The organism is Arthrobacter sp. Alg241-R88, from assembly GCF_900537115.1.
Lineage (GTDB): Bacteria > Actinomycetota > Actinomycetes > Actinomycetales > Micrococcaceae > Arthrobacter.
This window is the reverse complement of sequence record NZ_UNRG01000010.1, coordinates 74,736-98,129: the sequence shown is the minus strand read 5'-3', so window position 1 is coordinate 98,129 and position 23,394 is coordinate 74,736. Positions and strand designations below refer to the sequence as shown.

Sequence of the window (23,394 nt, the reverse complement as noted above, 5' to 3'; positions counted from 1 at the left end):
GTGAGCACCGATACCGCCAAAAAGCCTTCCGTCCTGTTCGTCTGCGTCCACAACGCAGGCCGTTCCCAGATGGCCGCCGCCTTCCTCACCACGCTCGGCAAGGGCGAGATCGAGGTCCGTTCCGCCGGGTCCCAGCCTGCCGACAAAATCAACCCCGCCGCCGTGGAGGCCATGGCAGAGGTAGGCATCGACATGTCCGCCCAAGTTCCGAAGGTCCTCACTACCGAAGCCGTGAAGGAATCCGACGTCGTCATCACCATGGGCTGCGGCGACGAGTGCCCCTACTTCCCCGGCAAGCGTTACGAGGACTGGGTTCTGGAGGACCCGGCGGGCAAGGGCGTCGAATCCGTCCGTCCCATCCGCGATGAGATCAAGACCCGCATCGAGGGCCTGATCGAGTCCCTCATCCCGGCTGCCAAGTAGCCCGGCCCCCGAACTCGGCATTCAAGGCGCGGGGCAGTTAGGTATATAGGGGTTATCGTTCGGTTTGCCGGTTAGGTATAGGAAATTCGTACATTCCTTGAAAATGGAGTATAGGGGATTGATTGCCTGTTCTTTCGCTTCGGGTTTACGCTTTGGCGTAGCTGGCATTTAGCCGTCGTTGTTTCTGGGTCAACGCTTGCTTAACCCAGCCGGATATTTTTAGAACCCCAGTAGAAATAGCGAGGCCGGCGATGTTCTGGCGTAAATGTGCGGCGATTGCATCATCCCTTCTGGTCGGGTTCGCAATCGTCACTCCGACAACGGCAAGTGCCGCGGTATCAACGATCCTGCCCACCATGGACACCTACGTCCAGGCGGACAAGCCGACTAGCAACTTTGGCGCCAGCGTCCGTATTTCTACAGAGGGCCGTGCGAAAATCTGGCGGAACTCGCTCCTGCGGTTCAATGTTCAAGTACCGGCCGGCGAACATGTTGTTTCGGCTAAATTGCGCGCTTATTCGGAGACGTCCACAACCTCCACTGAATTTGTGGATGTTTTTACTACCTCCGGCGGCTGGACCGAGAGTGGAGTTATCTGGAATAACGCACCAGCCCGCGCAACGTGGCTGGGGAAGGCCGGCGGCTTCGCGGCCGGCTCTTGGGTTGAATGGGATGTTACGAAGGGCGTGGGCGCAAAAGGTGGCGAGCAGAACTTCAAGCTGGAAAGCAACGCTCAGAAGTGGATCGGGTTCAAGTCGAGGGAATCTTCCAATTCCGCCCTGCGCCCACGGCTGGTGGTGACCACGGCGCCTGACACAGCAACCTCAACCGAAGCTGCGGTGGTTCGTGGTTGGGGCAAGCCTGTTGCCGGCGACGAGTTCAACTACACAGGTGCGCCGGATGCCACCAAGTGGATTGTCTACAACAGCCCCGGGCATGCGGGCAACGGTATCCGCAGTCCCCAGCAGGTTACCGTGGACGGGTCAAAAATGGTTATGACTGGAACTCCGGAGGGCACAACCGCGGGCATTAGCGCGAAGTTTGCAAACCAGAAGTACGGGCGGTGGGAAGTCCGTGCGGCCGGGTCCGGTGATAACGAATACCACCTGGTGTCCATCCTGTGGCCAGACAATGGGAATTGGCCGTGTGACGGTGAAGTCGACTACGCGGAGACAACCGGCGGCTGGAACGTCATCAAGTTCTTCCACCACTACTCCTGCGAGAACCGTCAGGTGTCCGCTGAAAAGGCGCTGGACGTAACCCAGTTCCACAATTACGCGGTTGACTGGCACTCCGGCGGAATCGTTGGTTACGTAGACGGCGTGAAGTGGTTTGAGACCACCAACGCCGCGCACCAGCCCCCCGGTCCGATGCACCAAACGCTGCAACTCGACTGGTTCCCGGACAGCACTGCCAACGGCGCTGGCGAGATGCGGGTGGATTGGGTCCGGGTGTATGCGCCACGAACGCCCTAGTCGGGGCGCACGTTATTGACAGGGCCCTAGCCTGGGCGCACCCTTATAGCGCTAGCTGCCCGTGTTGGCCGGCATGCTGCAGTGTCGCAAGCCGGCCGGCCAACTCTCCCGGAGTTGTCTGGGCGCTCCGGATGAATAAGTTCCACCCGCTCCCTGTCAGGAGAACAAAATGGCCGGCAATTCAGTCAGAGCCCTTGAATCGAAGTCGTTCGACGAACCGGATGAAAAACGCCGCCCGCCGAAGACCCAGGTGGATGTTGTCAACATCGGAGACACCACCCTGGGCAGGTTTACCTTTGAGCCGGGCTGGAAGTGGTCCGAGACGGTCAAGACCGTGGTGCACACCGACAGCTGCCAGGTGAATCACGTGGGGATCTGCGCCGCGGGGACGCTGACGGTGGAGATGGTGGACGGCACCCGGACCACGATCAGCCCCGGCAACGCGTACACCATTCCTGCCGGCCACGATGCCTGGGTCGAAGGCGACGAGACATTCGTGGGCTACGAGATCATGAGCGCGGCCACCTTTGCCAAGCCTGCCTGAATCGGGCGGGTAATGCGTCCATCTCCTCGGACGGCTTCCGGGCTGGCCGAAGCTCCGGCTTCCGGTGCCGCGAAGAAGCCCCGGCGCGGTTGGCGCCGCGCCGGGATCGCCGCGCTGATCATCCTGGGGCTGATCCTCGTCTCCACGGTGGTCAACCTGGTCCTGGAGCCGATGGAGAAATCGGGCATGGCTGCCTACGGCGAACGTATCGCCGTAGGCAGCGGTTCTCTGAACGTGTACCGGAACGGGCAGGAAGAGGGCCAGCCGATTGTCCTGCTCAGCGGCCTGGGAACCCCGGCGCCCGGCCTCGACTTCGCTCCTCTGGCCCGCGAACTCAGCGGCTTCGACGTCATCGCCGTTGAGGGGTTTGGGTACGGTTACAGCGACATGGAAGCCCCGCCGCGGACCAACGAGAACATCAGTACCGAACTTCACGAGGTCCTGGCCAAACTGCAGGTCAAACAGCCCTACGTTCTGGCAGGGCACTCCATCGCCGGTTTCTACATGCTCGACTACGCGAACCGGTACCCAACGGAGGTGGCCGCCGTCGTCGGAATCGATGCGACCATACCGAAACCGGGGGATCAGCCGGTTCCAGACCCGGAGCCGGGCATCAACTGGGAACGGGCCCTGGCCGTCACCGGAATAGTGCGCGCAGTCGCCGCCGTCGCACCGGGTTTCGTGGACCCGGCCAGCGATGCGTACACGGATGACGAGCTGCACCGGATGCGCCTCATGACCAGCTGGAACTACGGGAATCCGGCAGTAGCCGATGAAACCGCCCGGATAGCAAACAACGCAGCAGCCCTGAGGGGAGTGACCTACCCCGACGACCTGCCCGTTCTGGCCTTCATTGCCGGCGAGGATTCCGATTCGACAGCCGCCAAAACATCCGCTGCGCAGAACCTGCTGAAGAACGTCCGCCGGCATGAAGTGGTCACGCTGGAAGGCAATCACTACCTGCACTGGACGCAGTCCAAGCGGATGGCGGAGGAAATCCAAACCTTCCTCGCTGGCAGCGGTTAGTCCGGCTGCGGTTAGTCCGGCTGCGGATAACCCGGCTGCGGGAGCCGCCTAGAGCGGCTCGGGCCGCACGCGGACCGCCCCCAGTGAACGCAGAAGCGCGACGGCGGTGATGGCGCCCGCTGCCATGATGGACGCCAGGACAATCACCTGGAACCGCCCCGCTTCCAACGGGGAGGCGCCGCCGAAGATTGCGCCCACGAAGGCGCCGGGCAGGGTGACCAGCCCGGTGGTTTTAGTCTGGTCCGTGGAGGGAATCAGGGCTGCGTGCACCGAGGAGCGGGCCTGGGCCAGTGTGGCCCGCGGGGCCGTGGCGCCCAGGGCGAGCCAGCCTTCCACCTGGTCCCACTGCTCACGGACGGCCTCATGGAATCGGTGCCCGGCAAGCACCGCGATGGTCATGCAGTTGCCGATCACTATCCCGCCCACTGCCAGGACGTAACGGGGCTCAAGTGCCACAGCTCCGGTGCCGAAGACGACGGCGAGGGTCACCACGATGCCAAGGGCCATGGTCGCTGACACCGTTGCGAAGCGCCGCCAGGACCATGTAAGCCGGCGCGTTGCCGTCACTGCCGCCACGGTGAACATCACCAGCAGCGCCACGACCACCCACAGCGAATCTGCGATGATACCGCCGAGAACCAGGCTGATGAGCGCCAGCTGGGCTGCACCGCGGAGGATAGCCAGAGCCGGTGCAAGGTACGACGGCGTACGCGAACCCCGGAGCACCGCGACAGTCAGCAGCATGAGGATGGCCACGGCCGCAAACGTGGGTGCCAAGGCATCGAGGAAGGCCATCAGCTCAGCCTAGCGCCGGCCTGACCCGCGCTTAACGTCGCGACACAGCAATTGGGTCAGGGCCTGGTCCTGGTAACGACATCAGAGCAGGCTGGGCTGGCTCGTGAGGATGTAGTCCACCGCTGCCGGGCCTTTCAAGGACAGTCCTGGCCATTCATGCCGGCCCGTATCGCGGTGTTGTTTTGTATATCCCCGTTGGTCCATGGCTGCCCACAAGGACGTTGCGGGGCCGGGCTGCTGGCCATTGAGCAAGCACCAACTGACGTACACCCCGTAGATGTCGTCTTCGCAGAGAGCCGGTTGCCTCTCGCGGTCCTGAAGGAAGCAATCCGAGAGGAAGCGGGTGTAGTTCGGAACACTCATAAGTGGCTCCTTCGGGTCGGTCTGGCTTTACGAATGTGTCGCGGCACAGGTCGCGCGGCAGTGGTTCGGAGCCATATCTGCGAAGGATGGGTCAGTGTTAATAAATGTTTTAGCCACCGGAGCCGGCCCGGGGCTCAGGACGAGCGGACGTGCAGCTGGTTGTCGGTGGCGTTGCTGAGGGGAGTGAGCATCATGTCGTCGATCTTTGGCAGCGCATGCCCTAAGCGGTGCCTGGCTTCCTGGGTGACCTTTTCGGCATCAGCCAGGGTGACGCCGTCGTCCATTAGCAAAGTCGCTGCGCCCTGCAAGCGGTGACCTGACCACCGCAGCTGGAGGCGCGGCACGGCCAGGACGCCTGGAGCGCCCTCCAGGGCCTTTTGCGCCTTATCCACAAGGTCGGGTTCGATCCCGTCCATCAGCCGCCGCCCGATGCTTCGTACCGTCCCCCACAGGAGGACCAGGATGGCCGCGGAGATCAACAGGCCGACGATGGGGTCCGCAAGCGGGAAACCAAGCATGACGCCCACTGCGCCGAGTACCACGGCCAGGGACGTAAAACCGTCCGTGCGGGCGTGCACGCCGTCGGCAACCAGCGCGGCGGAGCCGATCCGGCGGCCCACCCTGATGCGGTACATGGCCACTGCCTCGTTGCCTGCGAAACCAATCAGGCCGGCGGCGAAAACCCACCACAGGTTGCTTAGCGGCTGGGGGTGCAGGAGCCGGTCAACGGACTGCCAGGCGGCCACGACGGCGGACAGGGCAACGACGGCGACGATGAACAGCCCGGCAAGGTCCTCTGCCCGGCCAAAGCCATACGTATAGCGGCGGGTGGCTGCGCGGCGGCCCAGAATGAACGCCACCCAGAGCGGGACCGCCGTCAGGGCATCCGAAAAATTGTGGATGGTATCGGCCAGCAGTGCCACGGAACCACTGATCAGCACCACCAGGAACTGCAGGACGGTGGTCGCCAGGAGAAGGAAGAGACTGATCTTCAGGGCACGCACGCCTTCGACGCTGGCTTCCATGGCGTCGTCGATGGAGTCGGCGGCATCGTGGGTATGGGGAACAAACAGTTCCACCAGCCAGCCCTTGAACCCGCCATGGTGATGGTGCCCGTGGTCGTGCTGATGGTCATGACTGTGCCCGTGCCCATGGTCATGACCGTGGCCGTGGTCATGGTGCTCACGGGCCGGGTCCGTGTGCTGGTGGGCGTGCCCGGAGCTGCTCATGAGGCCGCCTTCCGGTCGCGGCGGTGGTGAGCGGGCTCTCCGCCAAGGGCGTGCTCAGCCTGGAAAACAGCGTCCACTACCAGCTGGCGGGCATGTTCGTTTGCCAGGCGGTACAGAACCTTGGTGCCTTCCTGCCGCGTTGAAACCATCCGGGCCAGGCGCATTTTGGCCAGGTGCTGCGAGACGGCCGCCGGTGATTTTCCCACGACGTCGGCCAGGGCACCCACTGCCATCTCGCCGTCGCGCAGGGCCAGGATGATGCGCACCCGGGTGGCGTCGGCAAGCATGGCGAAGACCTCGACCGCGAGCTCCACGTACTGGCTGTCCGCGCTCAGCGAGCAAGCTGCATTATCTGCATTCATGCGCACATTCTGCCATAAGAACGCTGGCAAGTATTCAGCCGTAGAGGCGTAAAGCCCCGGCCAGCCGCAGCCCCTTCCGCATCTTCTGCCGCACTTGTAAGATGTCCACCGGAGAGCCGGGAAGCCTGGTCGGCCCGCATGCGGAAACGCCTGCGGCATGCCATGGCAACCGCCTTGGCGTGATAGCTGCCACCAAGGAACGGAGCATGCCGTGCATGCAGACCCATCTCCCGTCATCAACACCTCACGCCTTGCCAAGAACTTCGGGCGGACGGCTGCGCTTGCCGGTTTGGACCTGTCCGTTCTGCCCGGTGAGGTCCACGGTTTCCTGGGGCCCAACGGGGCAGGGAAGTCCACCACCCTCCGGATCCTCCTGGGACTGATCCGGCCTACGTCGGGTACGGCCCGGGTGTTTGGCATCGACCCCTGGGCTGAGCCGGTGCGGGCACACAAGGATGTTGCCTACGTCCCCGGGGACGTGACGCTGTGGCCCAACCTGACCGGCGGCGAGGTCATCGACCTGATCGCCGGGCTGCGGGGCGGTGCGGATGAAGGCCTGCGCAGGCAGCTGATTGATGAGTTCGATTTCGATCCACGGAAAAAGGCGCGGACCTACTCCAAAGGCAACCGGCAGAAGGCGGCCTTGATCGCGGCCTTTTCCCGCCCGGCCATGCTCTACCTGCTGGACGAGCCGAGTTCGGGCCTGGACCCCGTCATGGATGCTGTTTTCCGCCGGCACATCCGCCGGGTCGCCGCCGACGGGGCCACGGTGCTGTTGTCCAGCCACATCCTGGCCGAGGTGGAACAGCTCTGTGACAGGGTGACCATCATTCGGGCGGGAGCGGCCGTGGAATCGGGCACCCTGGCCGAACTAAGGCACCTCACCCGCATCCGCTTCCGGGTCACGTCAGCGGTGAAACCAGAGGAAATGGCAACCTGGCGGGGCATCCACGACCTCCGCGTCAACGGGACCGCCATAGAGTTCGACGCCGATGCAGCGGACCTGGGCTACGTCCTGGATGCCTTGGCTACAGCCGGCATCACCGGCATTACCGCCGCGCCCCCTTCCCTGGAGGAGCTGTTCATGCGCCACTACGGCGTGCAGGCCGGCAGGCAGGCCGGCAGGCAGGCCGGCAGGCAGGCAAGCCACAAGAGCCAGGCGCAGTGATGAGCGCCGTCCTTCGGCTGGCCCTGCTCGAGGCACGCAGGGACCGCGGAATCCTCGCGGCGTGGATCCTCTGCATCGCCGGTCTTGGCTACGCGGCAGCCACCGCCGTCACCACACAGTTTGCCGGGGACAACGAGCGGGCCGCCCTGATTTCCGTGGCCGCGGCCAGTCCGGCGTTCCTGTTCCTCCGGGGGCTCCCGGACGTCATCAGTTCCGGAGCGGTCACCTTCTTCCAGGGCTATTCCTTCACGGCAGTGCTGGCGGGGCTGATGAGTGTGTTCCTGGTGGTCCGGCATACCAGAGGGGATGAGGACCAGGGCAGGTTTGAGCTGGTCGGTTCCACCCGGGTCACCCGGGTGACTTCCCTGTACGCAACCCTGCTCTTTGGCACCTTCACAAACGTGGTCCTTGCCCTGGTTGCTGCCGCCGGATTCATCAGAGCCGGCCTGCCGGTACCTGGATCATTCCTGGCCGGGTCAGCTGTTGGCGCCGTGGGCCTGTTCTTTATGGCCGCCGCCGCACTGGTGGCACAGGTCATGCCCTCGGCCAGGAGCGCGAACGGTACAGCCGCAGCGCTGGTGGGTGGCGCCTACCTGGTCCGGGGCGCCGGCGACGCCCTGGGCACCGCCGATTCATCGCTGCTGCACGTCACCGCCGCCTGGCCCTCGCTGTTCTCACCCATCGGCTGGGGCCAGCGCATCCGGCCCTTCACAGAGGTGGACACGCTGCCGTTGCTGGTGATCGGCGCCGGAACAGTAGTCCTGGCAGGGGCTGCCGTGGCGCTCCGCAACGGCAGGGACCTGGGCGCCGGCTACATCGCTGCCGATGAGTCGGGCCCGGAACGGGCGGGCTCCGGCCTGGCGTCGATGCTGGGCCTGGCATGGCGGTTGCAGCGCGGCAGCCTGGCAAGTTGGTGCCTCACCACCGCTGCCCTGGGGGCCGTGGCGGGCGGCTTGGGCCCGGTGGTCCGGGACGCACTGGCAGGAAACCCGTCTGTGGCGGAACTGCTAAGCCGCATCGTTCCCGGCGACGCGGGCCTCATTGACCTCTTCACCGCCGCCATGCTGGGCATCGCCGGGATCCTCGCCGCTGCCGCGGGCATCGAGGCGGTGCTCCGGCTTCGGGCGGAAGAGGCGGAGGGGCGGGCCGAACTGCTCCTGGCCGCGCCGGTGTCGCGCATGCGCTGGCTGGGCGGCACCCTCGCCGTCGCCGCAATCTCGACAACGGCCGTAGCCGCTGCCGCCGGAGCCTCGGCCGCCGTCGTGCTCGCCCTGGCGCAGGCTGGGGGAAGCAGCCCCGGTATGGTCTTTGCGGCCGCGCTGGCGCACATCCCGGCGGCGCTCGTCTTCCCGGCTGTGACCGTGCTCGTGTTCGCCCTTGCACCCCGCTGGAGCAGTGCAGTTGGCTGGGGTGCCCTGGCCGCCGCGCTGGTCCTGGGACAGTTCGGGGAACTGCTCGGCCTGCCAGGGTGGCTTCAGGACCTGAGCCCGTTCCGGCATTCTTCAGCCATGCCCGTTGAGGCCTTCCACCCGGAAGGCGCGCTGGTGCTGGCCGCCGTCGCCCTCATCGCGGCAGGAGCCGCCAGCCACCTGATCCGCGGAAGGGACCTGACCGTATAACCCCGCCAACGCCAAGTGGTACCCGATCACGGGTCGAAATGCGTCAGCACTTTCGGGTCCTGGGACACGGAAGCCACAATGGATGCCGCCACGTCACGGAGCTTGGTATTGCGGCTGTTGGACGCGATGCGAAGGATCTTCATGGCCGTCTCCTGGCTGCAGCGGTTCTGCGCCATGATCGCCCCGACGGCGATATCGATGGTGGTGCGTGACTCCATCGCCGCGGCAAGGTTATTGCGGTCATCCACCAGTTGCGCCACCCGAACGGCCATACGCAGGGCTTTGGAGGCCTGCGTGGCGTACGCCTCGGCCTTGTCGATGTCCTCACCGCTGAACGCGTGGGTGCTGGTGGAGTAGAGGTTCAGCCCGGCATGCGCCTCGCCCTCCAAGTGGAGCGGTACGGAAAGGATCGATCCGATTCCTTCGGCCCAGGCAGCTTTGCAGTATCGGGGCCAGCGGCTCTCGTCCCGCAGGTCCGGAACGTGCACCGTGGCCTTTTCCCGAAGGGCTGCCAGGCAGGGCCCGTCGCCGTGGCCGTACTGCAGCTCGTCCAGGGGCAGGACGGCGGGGTCGCTCGTAGCAACGGTGGTTGGCTTTTTCCGCCGCATCAGCGTTACGCCGCAAAGCAGCTTGTTGTGGGTGGAGAGGCTCGCGGCGGAAAACGTGGCAAGTTCCGTCAGGAGTTCCTCCACGTCAGCGGAAGCCAGGACAAGGTCCTGGAGGTAGTCGGCCACGCCGTTGTCCTGCTGCGTGCTGCGATCCTGGACCATGCAGCCTCGTTCCTGTAATGCCCTGAACAATGACCCTGAAGGTGCACCGCAAAAGGCCGTGACCCGCCTGGGCGGCAGATCTTCAGTCTATCCTCCAGGGTGGCCGGCGGCTCCGCCTAACACCCCTCCTGAACAGTCGACGGCGGCGCCTCACCCCGCAGGGTAAGGCGCCTGGTTGAGGGAACGGGCAAGGTGGGCGGCGTTGCGGGCTGCTCCGGCGGTGGTCGAAGCCACCTTTTCGGGGACGCTGTCCAGGTCTTTGTAGTCCACCGTTTGCATGGCCTCGCCCACCCAGTACGTGGCGCCCTGGGCGGGGATGGTGAAGCCGACGTCGTTCAGCGCCTGCTGCGTGTCCGCCACGGTCTTGTGGGCGCCGTCTTCGTTGCCCACCACCGCGACGATCGCTACTTTTCCGTACATGATGGGCCGCCCGGCGTCGTCAGTTTCGGCGAGGTCGGCATCGAGGCGTTCGATGACGCGTTGCGTGATGCTGCTCGGGTGCCCCATCCAGATCGGGGTGGCGAGGACCAGGATGTCCGCAGCGAGGATTCTCTCGCGGATCCCCGGCCACGCATCGCCGTCGCCCATGTCCACCTGGACACCGGGCAGCACGTTGTAATCCACCACCCGCAGCGAGGCCGTGCCTACGCCGTGGCCTGCAAGTTCATCCAGCACGTGGCGGGCCATGAGCTCGCTGCTGGACGGCGCGGGAGAAGGCGTCAGGGAGCAAATAAGGGCAAGTGCGGTGAGGTCAGCCATCGTTCATCCTTGTCGTTGAATTTTTCCTTGGTGCCGGTCAGTGGTTCGGGGCGGACGGCTCGGCGGACTGCCGGGAACTTGCCCTTCCCGACAGGAAAGTTCGACGGCGGTCCGCACCCCGGCTGCGTCCGGCGCCCTCGAACACGTCTTGCGCGATAGATAGCAAGTGTGCTTAGTATCTAGTTAGTAACCTTACTTACTAATTGATCAGGCTGGGTTTGAAAGTCCAGCTGCCAACCAGTGGAAGCGAGTGACGATGACGGAGAACCAGTGGCCTGAGGCTTCTGCCCGAAGCCATCTCGACCAGTACGGGAACGCAGCACCGACGGATCCTTCCGCAGAGCCGGAAACTTACGTCACCAAGAAAGACGCAGCCAAGGAAGAGACGTCGAAGATCGCCGGGCAGGCGGCCGGTGCGGCCCACAATGTGGCGCAGACCGCGAAGCACGAAGTCGGGAACGTCGCCTCCGAGGCCAAGTCCAGCGCCAAGGACCTCCTGCACCAGGCGAAGTCGGGACTGGGCAGCCAGGCCGGCGCGCAGCAGCAGAAGGCCGCAGATGGCATCCGGACCATCTCCAGCCAGCTGCGAACCATGGCAGATGCCCCGGAGCAGAAGGGTATCGCCAGCGACCTGATCCGTCAGGCTGCAGAGCGCACGTCCTCGGTTGCTTCCTGGGTTGAAGGGAAGGATCCCGGAGCGCTGTTGGACGACGTCCAGTCCTTCGCCCGGCGCAAGCCGGGGACGTTCCTGCTCCTGGCTGCGGGCGCCGGCATTCTCGTGGGCCGGCTCGCGCGTGGTCTGCAACCTGCCCCGGCCCCGCAGGCAGCAATCCCGCCGATGCCGGCTCAGGCGCCGGCTGCCGCAACAACTGCTGCCGCACCAACCGGTCCACCCTGGGGCGAGGAGGCGGTCTACCAGGATCAGGTGGCGGCGCCGGCAACCTACGGCGAAACCATCTACGGCGAACCTGCCCGGCCGGCCTATTCGGGCACGGAAGCAGGCGGGGTCCCGCTGCGGGACCTGGACGATCCGTACAGCGAGGTCCGCGGCGCGGAACGCCAGCCGTAAGCAGTCAAAGCTGACAGCAAGACACCAGCCCCACCAACCAAAGGACCCGTGCCATGAAGAAACTGCTCTTTGCCTTGCTCCCCGGCATCATCAGCCGGGTACTGAAGGCCCGGAAGGCCAAGCAACTCCGTGCCGGACAGACCCGTCCGCCGCGGAACCGCTTCTAAATTTTGTCCTCAAGCAGCACAAACCAGTAACAAGAAGGAGAAACACATGATCAGCACTGAGAACCTTTCTGCACTGACCACTGCCGGCGGACACGTCGTAGGTTCCGACGGAAGCAAGATCGGATCCATCGGCCAGATTTATGTTGATGACCAGACTTCCGAGCCCACCTGGGTCACGGTGAAGACTGGGCTCTTCGGCTCTCACGAATCGTTCGCCCCGCTGGACGCCGCTTCGCAGGACGGCAACGACATCGTGGTGGCCCACACCAAGGACAAGGTCAAGGACGCACCCCGCGTCGCCCCGGACGGCCACCTCGAGCCGGAAGAGGAAGACCGTCTTTACACCTACTACGGCCTCAACGGGCACACCGGCAACGGCTTCACGGGCGGCAACGGTTTCGCTGCCGGCACCGCGGAAGACACCGTGGGCCGCGAAACTGTCGGCCACGACACCTCCGGTCCCACCACCGATGACGCCATGACCCGCTCCGAGGAGCAGCTGCACGTCGGCACCCGCAAGGAAGAGGCCGGCCGGGCACGGCTGCGCAAGTACGTCGTCACCGAAAACGTCACCACCACCGTCCCGGTGCAGCGTGAAGAGGTCCGCCTGGAGCGCGAACCCATCACGGACGCCAACATTGGCGCCGCGATGGACGGCCCCGCGATCAGCGAGGAAGAGCACGAGGTTATCCTCCACGAGGAGCGCCCCGTCGTCGAAAAGGAAGCAGTCCCGGTGGAGCGCGTGCGCCTGGACAAGGAGACGGTGACCAACGAGCACACCGTCACCGAGGAAGTCCGCAAGGAAAACATCGAGCTCGACGACGACGGCCGCACCCGCCGCTAAGGCTCACCACCGGAATCCTCACTGATTCCCCGCGCACGGCCCGTCCTCCGTTCCGGAGGGCGGGCCGTGCTTTTGCGTCCCGGCGTCCCTCCATCCCAGGCCGGGCAGGCCGGGCACGCGGACCGTCGGCCGGCCGGTTCAGCCGATAATGGGCCGTTCCTCCGGCAGGCGGTAAAGGCGCGGCCGGGCCGAAAGCGCCAGGGCGGACGCCACTGCCACGGTGCCGATGCGTCCGGTGAACATCAGCGCCATGAGGACCCACTCCGCAGCCGGTGGAAGGTTGTAGGTGATGCCGGTGCTCATGCCCACCGTGGCGAAGGCGGAGATGGATTCGAAGAGGACTTTTTCCAGGCTGTAGTCGGTGAACATCAGCAGCAGCATGGTGCCGGTGACCACGGCGCCGATGCCCAGCAGGGCCACGGACAGGGCCTGGCGCTGGGAGGAGGAGCTGATGGACCGGTGCGCGATGGTCACCTGGTCGCGGCCGCGGACTTCGTTCCAGATGGCGAAGCCCAGCACCAGGAATGTGGTGATCTTGATGCCGCCGGCCGTGCCGGCGCTGCCGCCGCCGATGAACATCAGGATGTTGGTCACCATAAGAGTTTCCGGGGCGGCAACCGCGTAGTCGATGCTGTTGAACCCGGCCGTGCGGGGGAAGACACCGCCGGCAAGCGAGCTCAGGATCTTGCCGGTGAGGGAAAGCTGGCCGAGCGTTTCGTTCCTGTTCCACTCGAACGCGGCGAACAGCGCAACACCGGCGGCCAGGAGGAAAAGCGTTCCGTAGATGGTCAGGCGCAGGTGGATGGTCCAGTTTTTGGGTTTGATCTCACCGCGCGTGAGCTGGATGATCACCGGGAACCCCAGCCCGCCGGCGATGATGGCCAGGCAAATGGGGGCGATGATCCAGGGGTCTTCAGCGAAACCGATGAGGTTGGTGCTGTAGACGGAGAAGCCGGCATTGTTGAACGCGGAGATCGCGTGGAAGATCCCGTGCCAGAGGGCGGTGGCCAGGTTCTGGTCGTAGGCGATCATGAACCGGACGGTCAGTGCCAGGGCTGTTAAGGCTTCGAACGTGAGCATGATCCTGGCCACCCGGACCAGCACGGCACGGACGTCACCGAGGTTCAGGGTGTGGGTTTCGGACTGGGCCACGAGTTGGCCGCGCAGCCCGATGCTCTTGCGGACCAGCAGCGCCAGCAGCGTTGCCAGGGTCATGATGCCGAACCCGCCTACCTGGATGAGCCCCAGGATGATGCCCTGTCCCAGCGGGGTCCAGAACGTTGCCGTGTCCACGGTGATGAGGCCGGTGACGCAGACCGCTGACACTGACGTGAACAGGGCCGGCATGAACCCTTCGGACCCGCCGTCGGTCCGGGCAGCGGGAAGCATCAGCAAGGCGGCGCCGATCATAATGACCAGCAGGAAGGCCAGGGGGACTGCCCGGACCGGGTGGGACATCACCCTGCGGATGATGTTTTCCTTGCGGCCTTTCCTGGGGTCTTCCTTGCGGCCCTCGGCCCGGGCGTCGCGCAGCATCTTCTGTACGGCTGCGATGCTGGACGCGTCGGGTTCCCGCGTGGGGGATTCCGACGGCGGGACCTCCTTGTGGATGCTCATCCCACGTGGATGCCGGGGCGACGTTCCGGATCCGGCTCATTTTCGCGGATGATCTCCCGGACCACCGGGGCGGTGTCGCCGCGGCCCAGGAGCAGGTAGCGCATCAGGTGGGCAAGCGGGTTGCCTTCGGACCATTCAAAGTAGGCGTGCGGGCGGACGCCGGTGGCGTCCCGCAGGGCCAGGAGGATTGCGGCGATGGCGTTCGGCGCGGCCGGGCTCTGGGCGCGGAGGACCCGGTGGCCGTCCACTTCCACGCCGTGGACTGTCAGGGTGTCGCTGAACTCGGAGGGGTCGGTGATGCCGATTTCGAGGAAGATGACGTCCGCGGTTCCGGGCACGGGATTGTTCTCCCGCTGGACGGCTTCCTTGTCCGCGTATTCGGCGCCGTCGCACGCCTGGGGCCGGTTGGCGATGAGGTTGATCCGGCCGTCGTACTCCAGGGTGTCGCTGATGAAGCGGCGCGCGTCGTCGTCGAACTCAATCCTGTCCACGCGCAACTCGGTGGTGCGGCTGATGCGGGAGACGAGGGAAACGGCCACGATGCCCAGGATGAAGAACCCGGAAATGGTGATGCCGTCCGGCTTCTCGATCACGTTCGCCGCCAGGGCGTAGAGCATCACCACGGTCAGGGCCGTGAAGCCGATGGACGCGCGGCGCTGCCTTTTGCGGATGGCGGAGATGGTGACAGCGATGGCGCCGGACACCATCATGGCCAGGATTCCGGTGGCGTAGGCGCCAGCCTGGGCGTTGACGTCCGCGTTGAAGCCGATGGTGATCAGGATGCTGATGGCGGTGTAAACCAGCACCACCGGGCGGACGGCGCGGGACCAGTCCGGGGCCATGCCGTAGGAGGGCAGGTACCGGGGGACGATATTGATCAGTCCGGCCATCGCGGAAGCGCCGGCAAACCACAGGATCAGAATGCTGCTCACGTCGTAGACGGAGCCGAAACCGTTGCCGAGGCGTTCGTGGGCCAGGTAGGCCAGGGCACGTCCGCTGGCTTCGCCGCCGGCGGCAAATTCCTCGGCGGGGATCAGGACGGTGGTGACGAAGCTGCTGCCCAGCAGGTAGACGCTCATGATGAGCGCCGCCGTCGTCAGGAGCTTGCGGGTGTTTTTGATCCTTCTGGCCAGTTTTTCCTCTGGCGTGGTGCCCTTGGCTGCGACCAGGGGCATCATGCTGACGCCGGTTTCGAAGCCGGACAGGCCCAGGACCAGCAGAGGGAAGGCAACCAGGGCGGGCCCCATGATGCCGCTGAAGCCGCCGCCGGAGGAGGTGAGGGCGTCGGTCCAGGAGGCGAGCGCGCCGGGGGTGGCAAAGACGTGGATGATTCCTTCCCCGATGATGATGGCGTTCATCAGCAGGAAGACGGCCACGAGCGGGATGGCGACGGCGACGGCCTCCGAGAAGCCCAGCAGGAACACCCCGCCCAGGATCAGGAGCAGCACCACTGTGATGGCAACGGCCTGTCCCTCCAGGAAGGGCGGCAGGTATGGGTTTTCAAGCAGGTGCACCGTGGCGTCTGCCGCCGAAAGGGTGATGGTGATGATCCAGGAGGTGGCAACGAAGCCCAGCAGGATCAGCACAAAGATTTTTCCGCGCCAGAACGGCAGGAGCCGTTCGAGCATCGCCACGGACCCTTGGCCGTGGGGGCTTTCCTTGGCCACCCGCCGGTACATGGGCAGCATCCCGAGCAGTGTCAGGGCCACGATCAGCAGCGTCGCGAGCGGTGAGAGTGCGCCGGCGGCGAGGGCGGCGATGCCGGGCAGGTAGGACAGGGTGGAGAAGTAGTCCACGCCGGTCAGGCACATGACCTTCCACCAGCTCTGCTGGGTGGCGTGAATTTCGTTTGCTTCCGGCCCTACGGGCTGGTTCACCCGGTGTTCCAGCAGCCACCTGACCAGCGGGCTGCCGGGTAGGGCCTCCCGTTCAGGATTGGGAACGGTGGCGGGGATGGTGAAGTGGGCGGAAGCCGTCAAGGACGTGTCTTTCTGTACTGCCTGACACGGGCATAACGTCCCGTTTTCAGGCGCGACGCTGTGCTGATAACCACCGGAGCGTAGCACCGGGGAAAGCCCGCCAACCCGGCGTTTCCGCGGATCTTAATGCTTTCTTAACGCCGCCTTTGCAGCCCTCCTGCGGGCGCACCCGTGCCGCTGCAGCAGGCCCACCGGGTCACTCCTGGAAGCGGTAACCCAGGCCGGTCTCGGTCAGCAGATGCCGTGGATTCGCGGGGTCGGCTTCGAGCTTCCGCCGCAGCTGTGCGAGGTACACCCGCAGGTAGGCGGTCTCGTGGGCGTAGGCGGGCCCCCACACCTGGGTGAGGATCTCTTCGTGGGTGACCAGGGCGCCGGTGTTCCTGGCCAAGAGTTCCAGGATGTTCCATTCAGTGGGGGTAAGCCGGACTGCCGCGCCCCGGCGGGTCACCTGCTTGGTGGCGAGGTTGACGGTGAAGCCGGCGGTCTCGATGACGGGAACGTCCCCGGTGGATCCGCGGCGCAGGGCAGCACGGAGCCGGGCCATCAGTTCGTCCATCCCGAACGGCTTGGTCACGTAATCGTCGGCGCCGGCGTCCAGGGCCTGGATCTTGTCATCGGAGCCGTGCCGTGCGGACAGCACCACGATGGGGACTTTGTTCCAGCGCCGAAGCCGCCGGATCACTTCCACACCGTCCAGGTCCGGAAGGCCCAGGTCCAGGATGATGACGTCCACCGGATGCTGCGCCGCCTGCTCCAACGCGTTCTGTCCGGTGAAGGCGGTGACCGTGGAGTAGCCCCTGGCGTTCAGGTTGATCTGCAGGGCGCGGAGGATCTGGACCTCATCGTCAACGATCAGCACTGCTGCCATGGTGTCCTCTCAAGCCGGGTTCCGGCGCTACGCCCGTGGAGAGCGGCAGCCGGACCACCATGGTCAGGCCCCCGCCGGGAGTGGGCTCAGCCAGCAGCACCCCGCCCATCGCCTCGGTGAAGCCCTTCGCGACGGCAAGGCCAAGTCCGATCCCCGTCCCGGGCGTGGTGTCATCGGCACGCTGGAAGGGCCGGAACATGGCCAGGACCTTGTCCGGAGCGATGCCCGAGCCGTGATCCACGATGCTGAGCTCGCTGGCGGGAACATCCCCAATTCTTGCACTGCCCGCGCCGCCCACCGCGCCGGCAATCACGACGTCGGACTCGGGGGCGTACTTCAGCGCGTTTTCCACGAGGTTGGCGATGACCCGTTCCAGCATCCCCGGATCGCCGTCCACCGGAGGCATGTTGTCCGGCAGCAGCACGCGGAGCCGCTCCGAGTCCGTTCCCCGCAAGGCCTCACCCACCACGTCCGCCCAGTAGACGGGCCGGATCAGGGGCGCCACCGAGTCTGCCGTGATCCGGGACATGTCCAGGAGGTTGCTGACCAGGCGGTCCAGCCTGTCGGCGCCGTGTTCTATGGTGGCCAGCAGTTCTTCCTGCTCCTCCGGCCCGAAGGTGATGGACCTGTCCCGGAGGCTGCTGGAAGCCAGTTTGATCCCGGCCAGGGGAGTACGCAGGTCATGGGACACGGCCCGCAGGATGGAGGTCCGCATGGTGTTGCCCTCAGCCAGGCGCAGGTTTTCACGCTGGCTCGCGGACAGCTCCTCGCGCTGGACCATGGCCAGCAGGTGCGCCCCGAAGGCGGCCAGCAACCGCCGTTCGTCCTGGGAGAGTTCCTTCCCGTTCAGGGTGAGCATCCGGTCCCCGTCCAGTTGCTCCACCGTGTCTGCCTCAGCGACGTCGGCGGGGCGGGCTTCGCCGGAAAACTCCTGCAGCTCCCAGCCGACTGTCCTGCCGGGCCCGGACTCCTGCCTGGTCCACAGTCCTGCCCCCTTCGCCTGGAAATGCTCCCGCACCTGGTCCAGGAACGCCGGGATGCTGTTCCCTTCCGCCACGGCCCGGCGGCTCAATTCCCCGAGGACAGCCGCTTCCGCGCCGGCAATGTGTGCTTCCTTGCTGAGCTTGGCGGACCGGTCCACCACCAGGGACACGGCCACTGCCACCAGGACGAAGATCAGCAGCGCCAGCACGTTTTCCGGATCGATCACGGTCAGCGAACCCACCGGCCGGACACTGTAGTAGTTCACGATAAGACCTGCGACGACGGCGGCTGCCACTGCCGGCCACAGCCCCCCGAGCAGCGCCACACCAACGATCCCGGTCAAGTGGATCAGCATGTCGGTGGACAGCTGGTTGTGGGGGAGCAGGTCCAGGCCAAACTGCAGGAGCGGGGGAAGCGCCACCGCGAGGGCGAACGCCGGGATCTCCCGGCGCCGCCCCAGCCGGGGAGGCCGCCGTGGCTGCCGGTCGGCGGAGTTGGGGAGGTGGTTGATGAGGTGGACATCGATGTTGCCTGCGTCCCGCATCACGGCGGCTGCCTCCCCGCGCCGGGTGCCCAGCAGCGGTCGCCGTGAGGGGGACCCCATGACAATCTGGGAGGCGTTCATGCTCCTCGCGAAATCCGCCAGTGCCACACCCGCGTCCTGCCCGCCGACGGAATGGAAGAATCCTCCCAGCTCAGCCGTGAGCTTGCGCAGCTGTTCCAAGTCCTTGCCGGATTCCGGGCCGCGGCCATCCCTGCTGGTGCGGACATGAACCACATGCAGTTCTCCGCCGGCGGCGGCTGCGAGCATCCTCGCGGCGCGGCGGACCAGTACCTGGTCCTGCACCCTGCCGCCCACCCCCACGACGATCTTTTCACGCCCGGGCCAGCCCTCCCTGACGCGCGGCGAGTCACGGTAGTCCGCCAGTCCGGCGTCGACCCGTTCAGCCAGCCACAACAACGCAAGCTCCCGCAGGGCGGCAAGCGTGCCAACACGGAAGATGCCGGCCAGGGCGGCATCGGCCTCCTCCCGCGTGCTGTAGATCTTTCCGTCCGCCAGCCGCTGGCGCAGCAGCTCCGGGGAGGCATCCACCAGTTCAACCTGGTTGGCGAGCCGCACCACGGCGTCGGGGACAGTGGTCGATTCCTGGACGCCCGTGATCTCCCGGACGGCGTCCGACAGTGACTCCACGTTCCGGATGTCGAGTGTGGAAATAACATCAATCCCCGCTTCGAGCAGCTGATCGACCTGCTCCCACCGGCTTACGTCGTCGGCCATTGCAGCGTAGTCGTCAACCAGCACGACGTCGGGCCGGCGGGCAATCAGCGCCTGGACATCCGCATCAGCCGGCGCGCTGTCCGGACGCTGCGGGAAGAGTTCCAGGCCCTCCATCAGCCCGGCAGTATCGGCACGTCCTCGCGGGGAGACGGCACCCACCACCACATCAAAGCCCTCTCCGGCAAGCCGTCGGCCTTCTTCCAGCATCGCAAACGTCTTGCCCGCCCCGGGCGCAGCCCCCAGAAGGATGCGCAGATTACCTCGTGCCATGGCTCCATTGTTCCCTCCGCGGGGCCACCCCGGCTCCAGGCCCGTAGTTCATCGGCCGGCAGGGCCCATAACTGGTTACCAGGACGCAGGGACAATACCGGTGACGAGTGTGCCGAGGCGGGCAGCTGCTGTCAGCTCCAGGTCAGTTTCCGTGAATCTCAGGTTGTCGCCGCTGATCACCAGGACCCGTCCTGCGCCGGCTGCTTGCAGCCATACGGCATCGAGGCGGTTCCTTCTGTCCAGTTGCTGGGAACACATCAGGAGTCCGTCAACATGCAATTGGACTGTTCCACCATCGGCCACGGTGCACGTGCAGGTGTTCCCGGCAGGGGCAGCCCGCTGAAGAATGTCGCTGTAGCTGGCGCTGAAAGACATCTGGAATCCGTGGTTGAGCAGGACCGAGACCAGCGCCGACGTCTTCTCCCCGCCCGGTTCGCCGATAACAACATTCGGAACCAGGGTGTAGGCCAGCACGGGAATGTCCGCCCCGGGCCCCGCGCCGCTCAGGACCAGCCGGGCACCAATGGAGGTCACCTTCTCCACCGCACCCAACTCTTCACGCACAGTCAGCCCGGGTTCCTGGCACTGCAGATGGCAGACAACAGGATCGAAGGTGAGGGACGGTGTGCCCTCCAGGCTGCGGCCTTCGGTGATGATCACCGACAGGGACAGGACAGCCCCGGGGCCGAAAGGCAGCAGGCACGCCCCGCAGCGGCTGGCCGCAGCTTTGACCGTCTCGATGTAGTGGGCAGTGTCCCTGCCCTTGAAAGCCTTGAGCCGTCCGTCCCAGGCGACATTGCTGATGATGGGCACGTTCCGCAGTCCAATCCGTGACGCGCCCCAGCGACGGACGGCACGGATGGGCTGTTCACGTCGTGGAGCGGGAGACCTGGCCGCCGGGCTGGGCATCACATGGGGGCTAGGATGCCTGGCCCGGCGCACTGACCGGAATGAGTTATGGGGGCCCAACTCCCCAGCCAGATAACCACAGCTTGAAGCCACCGCCTTGCGGAAAACCTAGACGCTGTGGACCCGAGGCCCCCAAGGAAATCCCAAGCTGCTCACCGGGTTCAGGGCTGGGACGCGGAGCAGTGGGGGAGCAGTCCAGTCAGCGGTTGTCCCGCTGCTTTTCGGCCTCTTTCTGCGCGTCTTCGCGCTGTTTTTCGGCTTCCTTCTGGGCTTTCTCGCGCTCCTCCTCGGCTTCCTTTTGTGCCTCTTCCGCCTGCTCCTGCTGGTCCTCGGTCAGCTGGGGTGCAGTCGCGGGGGCTGTGGCTGAGGGTGCCGGCGCGAGGGATGCTTCCAGGTCGCGCCTGATGGTACCGATGGCAGCCTCGATCCTGCTTCGGCGCTGCTGCGTTATCCGGCCCTGCCCGGCGGCTGTTGCCACCTCCTGGCTCAGCTGCCCCAGCTCGGCCAGCACTGCGGGAAAGTCCTGCTGCGCGGCCCGCTCTTTCGCCGCGGCCACCCGGGTTTGCAGTTGCGCCGCCACGGCGTCGTCCAAATCGGGTTGACCAGCGCAGGACGTCAGGAGCGACACGCCCAGGGCGGCGGCCACAACTCCGGTCAGCAGTCTTCGCAGGGGAGTGCGGTTCATGGCGTGACGCTTTCTTCCAGTTCCTTGAAGTGTTCGCCCAGTTGCCCGGGGATGGCTGGCCCGGGTGTTTGCACCGGTGTGGGTGCCGGCCGCTGGACAGTGGTCAGCAGCACGGCCAGGAGGATCACGACGACGGCGGCCACCGCAGCCAGGACCCACAGCCGGCGGTTTCCCGGGCGTCCGAATTTTTCCCACGGGCGCTGCCGTGCAGGCGCCGTGTGCGCGGAAGACGGCTGGGCGGGCGCCGCCTGTGCGGAAGCCGGTGAGCGTGACGGCATGTGCGGGGCCGGCTGCCATGACGTGACGTTGGTTGCCTGGTCCTTTGGCAGGGCCGGAAGCCGGGCGCCGTGCTGCACCGCCGGGCTGCTGGACAGGGGCATCCCGGCAGCCTCCGCGGCCAGGACTTTGGTGGCCGGGTGGGGTGCCAGCGCAGTTTCTGCCTCGTTTGGTTCTTCGGCATGCAGGGACCAGCCGACGGCGGTGCCCAGCGTAGCTGCAACACTCGTCGCGTCGGGCCGGTCCTGCGGGTTCCGGGCTGTCATGCCGGCAAGCACCGATAACCACTGCGGGCCCAGCGAGGCAGGAAGGTGGGGGCCGCGGGAGAGCCGGGCCACCGCCGCTTCCAGCGGCGGTCCGGGAAATGCCACCGTCCCGGTGAGGGCCTGCAGCAGCACCAGGCCCAGGGAGTAGATGTCCGCCGGCGGTCCTACCCTGTCCCCGCTGGCCTGTTCGGGACTCAAGTAGGCCGCTGTGCCGGGGACCATGTTGGTTGCGGTGACCCGGGCGCCGTCGAGCATTCGCGCGATGCCGAAATCGGCGAGCTTGGGCCGGAGGGGTGCACCAGACGCGTAGCGGGTAAGGAGGATGTTGGCCGGCTTCACGTCGCGGTGCACCACGCCGCGGTGGTGGATGTACTGCAGTGCTTCGGCCAGTTCAGCTCCCAGCCTCGCCGCTTCGGCACCGGTCAGCGGTCCGCCTGCAAGGTGGCGGCGAAGATCGGTTCCGGGAACAAGCTCCATCACCAGGAAGGGCACTTCCCGCTGGCCGCGCAACAGTGTCCCCGTGTCGAAGAGCGTCACCAGGCCGTGGTGGTTCAGCTGCGCCAGCATCCGGGCCTCCGACTGCTGCCTGGCCAGTTCGTCGGCGCCGCTGACGTCATCGCGGAAGATCTTCAGCGCCACGTCCCGGTCCAGGACCAGGTCAGTTCCCCGGTAGACACTTCCCATGCCGCCGTGGCCCAGCACTTCGCCCACCCTGTAGCGCTCGCGCAGGATGGTTCCGGCCAAACCGGTGTCCGTCTCCTCGGTCATGTCCGGGCTTTTCGTTTCACCCAGCCCCACGCTGCGGTGGCAGCGAACAGCACCAGGCCGATAAGCGCAAGCCACAGCAGGCCTTCGATGATGAAGCCAAGGATCGATAGAACGAGCCAAATGACAAGCAGTGTGATGATTAGTCCCATTCCCGAATACTAGCCGGAAAGGAACGGGCCAGTCCGGTTCAGGAGTTGCTGTCCGAAACCGCTGAACTGACGGCCGTGGGGCTGTCGTACTCCTTGTCGGGAATGGCTTCCAGGGCCTGGATCACGTTGTTGTCAGCGCCGGAGTCCTTGGCGCTGGACAGCAAGGCGTCACGGCTTGCGGGATAGTCCACGCCGCCGAGGAACTTTTGTATCTGGATCGGGTTCGGAGTTTCGGCCATGGTGCCAGTTTCCTTTCTGATCGTTTCTTATGCCCTCGGCCCCTTTTGATGGGAAAGGGCCGCGAGGACTTCATCGTAGGCTGCACGTTTTGATAGGAAAAGGGTGATTACGGCTGCGCAGAATCTTCAGTCAGCCAAGCAAGCGCTTCACCCTGGGAAGTAAAGAACCGGGTGGGGTGGGCCGGATGGTGCCGTGCCATGTAGAAGCGGGCTATGGCTTCGTCTACGGCCGAGGTTCCGACGATTGCTGCCCGGGTGAGCGGCCAGGAGGAGGCGAAGGCTTCCTGTGCACGCCGGTCAATCCATGTCATGCCGGTCATTTCAACCAGCAGCGGAAGCGTCCGCCCTGCACTGAGGTCGGACGCACGCTGCATCAGTGCTTTCGCGTCGCTTTCCCTGACTACGGCACCGGGAACCCACTTCAGGCACAGGATCTGCCCGCAGAGCTCTATGGTCCCGATGACGTCATCATGTGCGTCCTCTTCCACGGCG

25 protein-coding genes are annotated in these 23,394 nt (G+C 65.6%); 8 read left to right on the top strand and 17 right to left on the bottom strand.

Translation table 11 applies throughout. The features are described from left to right. Entirely contained in the window at positions 1-423 is a 423-nt protein-coding gene (locus G6R19_RS17730; protein ID WP_163167395.1) for an arsenate reductase ArsC, read from the top strand. Between the two features lie 145 nt (positions 424-568). Here the strand turns inward: G6R19_RS17730 and G6R19_RS17725 are convergent, their stop codons facing one another. Next, positions 569-778: a hypothetical protein gene (locus G6R19_RS17725; protein WP_163167216.1), complete on the bottom strand. Its 210-nt coding sequence runs from the start codon at positions 776-778 to the stop codon at positions 569-571. A 1-nt stretch (position 779) separates the two neighbouring features. Between G6R19_RS17725 and G6R19_RS17720 the strand changes: the two genes are divergently transcribed. The 3 genes from G6R19_RS17720 to G6R19_RS17710 all read left to right on the top strand — a co-directional run bounded on the left by G6R19_RS17720 (position 780) and on the right by G6R19_RS17710 (position 3,468). Further along, complete coding sequence (locus tag G6R19_RS17720; RefSeq protein ID WP_205484549.1) at positions 780-1,898, top strand: DNRLRE domain-containing protein; 1,119 nt, start codon at positions 780-782, stop codon at positions 1,896-1,898. A gap of 169 nt (positions 1,899-2,067) precedes the next feature. Further along, positions 2,068-2,442, top strand: coding sequence for a cupin domain-containing protein (locus tag G6R19_RS17715; protein ID WP_163167391.1), 375 nt, complete (start codon positions 2,068-2,070; stop codon positions 2,440-2,442). Positions 2,443-2,454: 12 nt separating this feature from the next. Beyond that, positions 2,455-3,468 (top strand): alpha/beta hydrolase, encoded by a 1,014-nt coding sequence (locus G6R19_RS17710; RefSeq protein ID WP_163167389.1) that lies wholly within the window; start codon positions 2,455-2,457, stop codon positions 3,466-3,468. Positions 3,469-3,516: 48 nt separating this feature from the next. Here G6R19_RS17710 and G6R19_RS17705 read toward each other — a convergent pair whose 3' ends face one another. From G6R19_RS17705 to G6R19_RS17690, 4 genes are all read right to left on the bottom strand, one after another. Further along, entirely contained in the window at positions 3,517-4,263 is a 747-nt protein-coding gene (locus G6R19_RS17705; RefSeq protein ID WP_163167387.1) for an ABC transporter permease, read from the bottom strand. A gap of 81 nt (positions 4,264-4,344) precedes the next feature. Next, positions 4,345-4,626 carry a hypothetical protein gene (locus tag G6R19_RS17700; protein WP_163167385.1) on the bottom strand — a complete coding sequence of 94 codons (282 nt, stop codon included), beginning with the start codon at positions 4,624-4,626 and terminating at the stop codon, positions 4,345-4,347. Positions 4,627-4,760: 134 nt separating this feature from the next. Then, positions 4,761-5,855, bottom strand: coding sequence for a cation diffusion facilitator family transporter (locus G6R19_RS17695; protein ID WP_163167383.1), 1,095 nt, complete (start codon positions 5,853-5,855; stop codon positions 4,761-4,763). Further along, the gene (locus G6R19_RS17690; RefSeq protein WP_163167381.1) at positions 5,852-6,217 is read right to left on the bottom strand and encodes a metalloregulator ArsR/SmtB family transcription factor; all 366 of its coding nucleotides are present in this window, start codon (positions 6,215-6,217) and stop codon (positions 5,852-5,854) included. The genes G6R19_RS17695 and G6R19_RS17690 overlap by 4 nt, the downstream gene beginning before the upstream one ends. Before the next feature lie 211 nt (positions 6,218-6,428). Here G6R19_RS17690 and G6R19_RS17685 point away from each other — a divergent pair, with 211 nt between their 5' ends. Then, a complete protein-coding gene (locus G6R19_RS17685; protein ID WP_240341951.1) occupies positions 6,429-7,385 on the top strand; it encodes an ABC transporter ATP-binding protein in 957 nt (318 codons plus the stop codon). Continuing rightward, a complete protein-coding gene (locus G6R19_RS17680) occupies positions 7,385-9,004 on the top strand; it encodes a polyketide antibiotic transporter (protein ID WP_163167377.1) in 1,620 nt (539 codons plus the stop codon). Before G6R19_RS17685 ends, G6R19_RS17680 begins: the two co-directional genes overlap by 1 nt. Positions 9,005-9,030: 26 nt before the next feature. On the opposite strand, the gene G6R19_RS17675 is transcribed toward G6R19_RS17680, so the two are convergent. After that, on the bottom strand, positions 9,031-9,774 hold the full coding sequence (locus G6R19_RS17675) for a GAF and ANTAR domain-containing protein (RefSeq protein ID WP_163167375.1): 744 nt from the start codon (positions 9,772-9,774) through the stop codon (positions 9,031-9,033). 150 nt (positions 9,775-9,924) lie between these two features. Then, complete coding sequence (locus G6R19_RS17670) at positions 9,925-10,533, bottom strand: NAD(P)H-dependent oxidoreductase (protein ID WP_163167373.1); 609 nt, start codon at positions 10,531-10,533, stop codon at positions 9,925-9,927. A 256-nt stretch (positions 10,534-10,789) separates the two neighbouring features. Here G6R19_RS17670 and G6R19_RS17665 point away from each other — a divergent pair, with 256 nt between their 5' ends. Next, positions 10,790-11,602: a hypothetical protein gene (locus G6R19_RS17665; protein WP_163167371.1), complete on the top strand. Its 813-nt coding sequence runs from the start codon at positions 10,790-10,792 to the stop codon at positions 11,600-11,602. Positions 11,603-11,815: 213 nt separating this feature from the next. Continuing rightward, a complete protein-coding gene (locus G6R19_RS17660; protein WP_163167369.1) occupies positions 11,816-12,613 on the top strand; it encodes a PRC and DUF2382 domain-containing protein in 798 nt (265 codons plus the stop codon). A gap of 138 nt (positions 12,614-12,751) precedes the next feature. On the opposite strand, the gene G6R19_RS17655 is transcribed toward G6R19_RS17660, so the two are convergent. From G6R19_RS17655 to G6R19_RS17610, 10 genes are all read right to left on the bottom strand, one after another. Then, entirely contained in the window at positions 12,752-14,071 is a 1,320-nt protein-coding gene (locus G6R19_RS17655; protein ID WP_240341955.1) for a potassium transporter TrkG, read from the bottom strand. A 155-nt stretch (positions 14,072-14,226) separates the two neighbouring features. After that, positions 14,227-16,209 carry an APC family permease gene (locus G6R19_RS17650; protein ID WP_163167367.1) on the bottom strand — a complete coding sequence of 661 codons (1,983 nt, stop codon included), beginning with the start codon at positions 16,207-16,209 and terminating at the stop codon, positions 14,227-14,229. A gap of 196 nt (positions 16,210-16,405) precedes the next feature. Next, complete coding sequence (locus G6R19_RS17645; protein WP_163167365.1) at positions 16,406-17,077, bottom strand: response regulator; 672 nt, start codon at positions 17,075-17,077, stop codon at positions 16,406-16,408. Beyond that, positions 17,055-19,610, bottom strand: a complete 2,556-nt coding sequence (locus G6R19_RS17640; protein WP_163167363.1) for a DUF4118 domain-containing protein — start codon at positions 19,608-19,610, stop codon at positions 17,055-17,057. The genes G6R19_RS17645 and G6R19_RS17640 overlap by 23 nt, the downstream gene beginning before the upstream one ends. A gap of 75 nt (positions 19,611-19,685) precedes the next feature. Then, positions 19,686-20,423, bottom strand: a complete 738-nt coding sequence (locus tag G6R19_RS17635) for a hypothetical protein (RefSeq protein ID WP_163167361.1) — start codon at positions 20,421-20,423, stop codon at positions 19,686-19,688. A gap of 295 nt (positions 20,424-20,718) precedes the next feature. Further along, a complete protein-coding gene (locus tag G6R19_RS17630) occupies positions 20,719-21,204 on the bottom strand; it encodes a phage regulatory CII family protein (RefSeq protein WP_163167359.1) in 486 nt (161 codons plus the stop codon). After that, positions 21,201-22,514, bottom strand: coding sequence for a serine/threonine-protein kinase (locus G6R19_RS17625; protein WP_163167357.1), 1,314 nt, complete (start codon positions 22,512-22,514; stop codon positions 21,201-21,203). The genes G6R19_RS17630 and G6R19_RS17625 overlap by 4 nt, the downstream gene beginning before the upstream one ends. After that, on the bottom strand, positions 22,511-22,663 hold the full coding sequence (locus G6R19_RS17620) for an LPXTG cell wall anchor domain-containing protein (protein WP_163167355.1): 153 nt from the start codon (positions 22,661-22,663) through the stop codon (positions 22,511-22,513). Before G6R19_RS17620 ends, G6R19_RS17625 begins: the two co-directional genes overlap by 4 nt. 38 nt (positions 22,664-22,701) lie before the next feature. Then, positions 22,702-22,902, bottom strand: coding sequence for a DUF2795 domain-containing protein (locus G6R19_RS17615; RefSeq protein WP_163167353.1), 201 nt, complete (start codon positions 22,900-22,902; stop codon positions 22,702-22,704). Between the two features lie 107 nt (positions 22,903-23,009). Further along, complete coding sequence (locus G6R19_RS17610) at positions 23,010-23,390, bottom strand: STAS/SEC14 domain-containing protein (protein ID WP_163167351.1); 381 nt, start codon at positions 23,388-23,390, stop codon at positions 23,010-23,012. Positions 23,391-23,394: the final 4 nt, after the last annotated feature.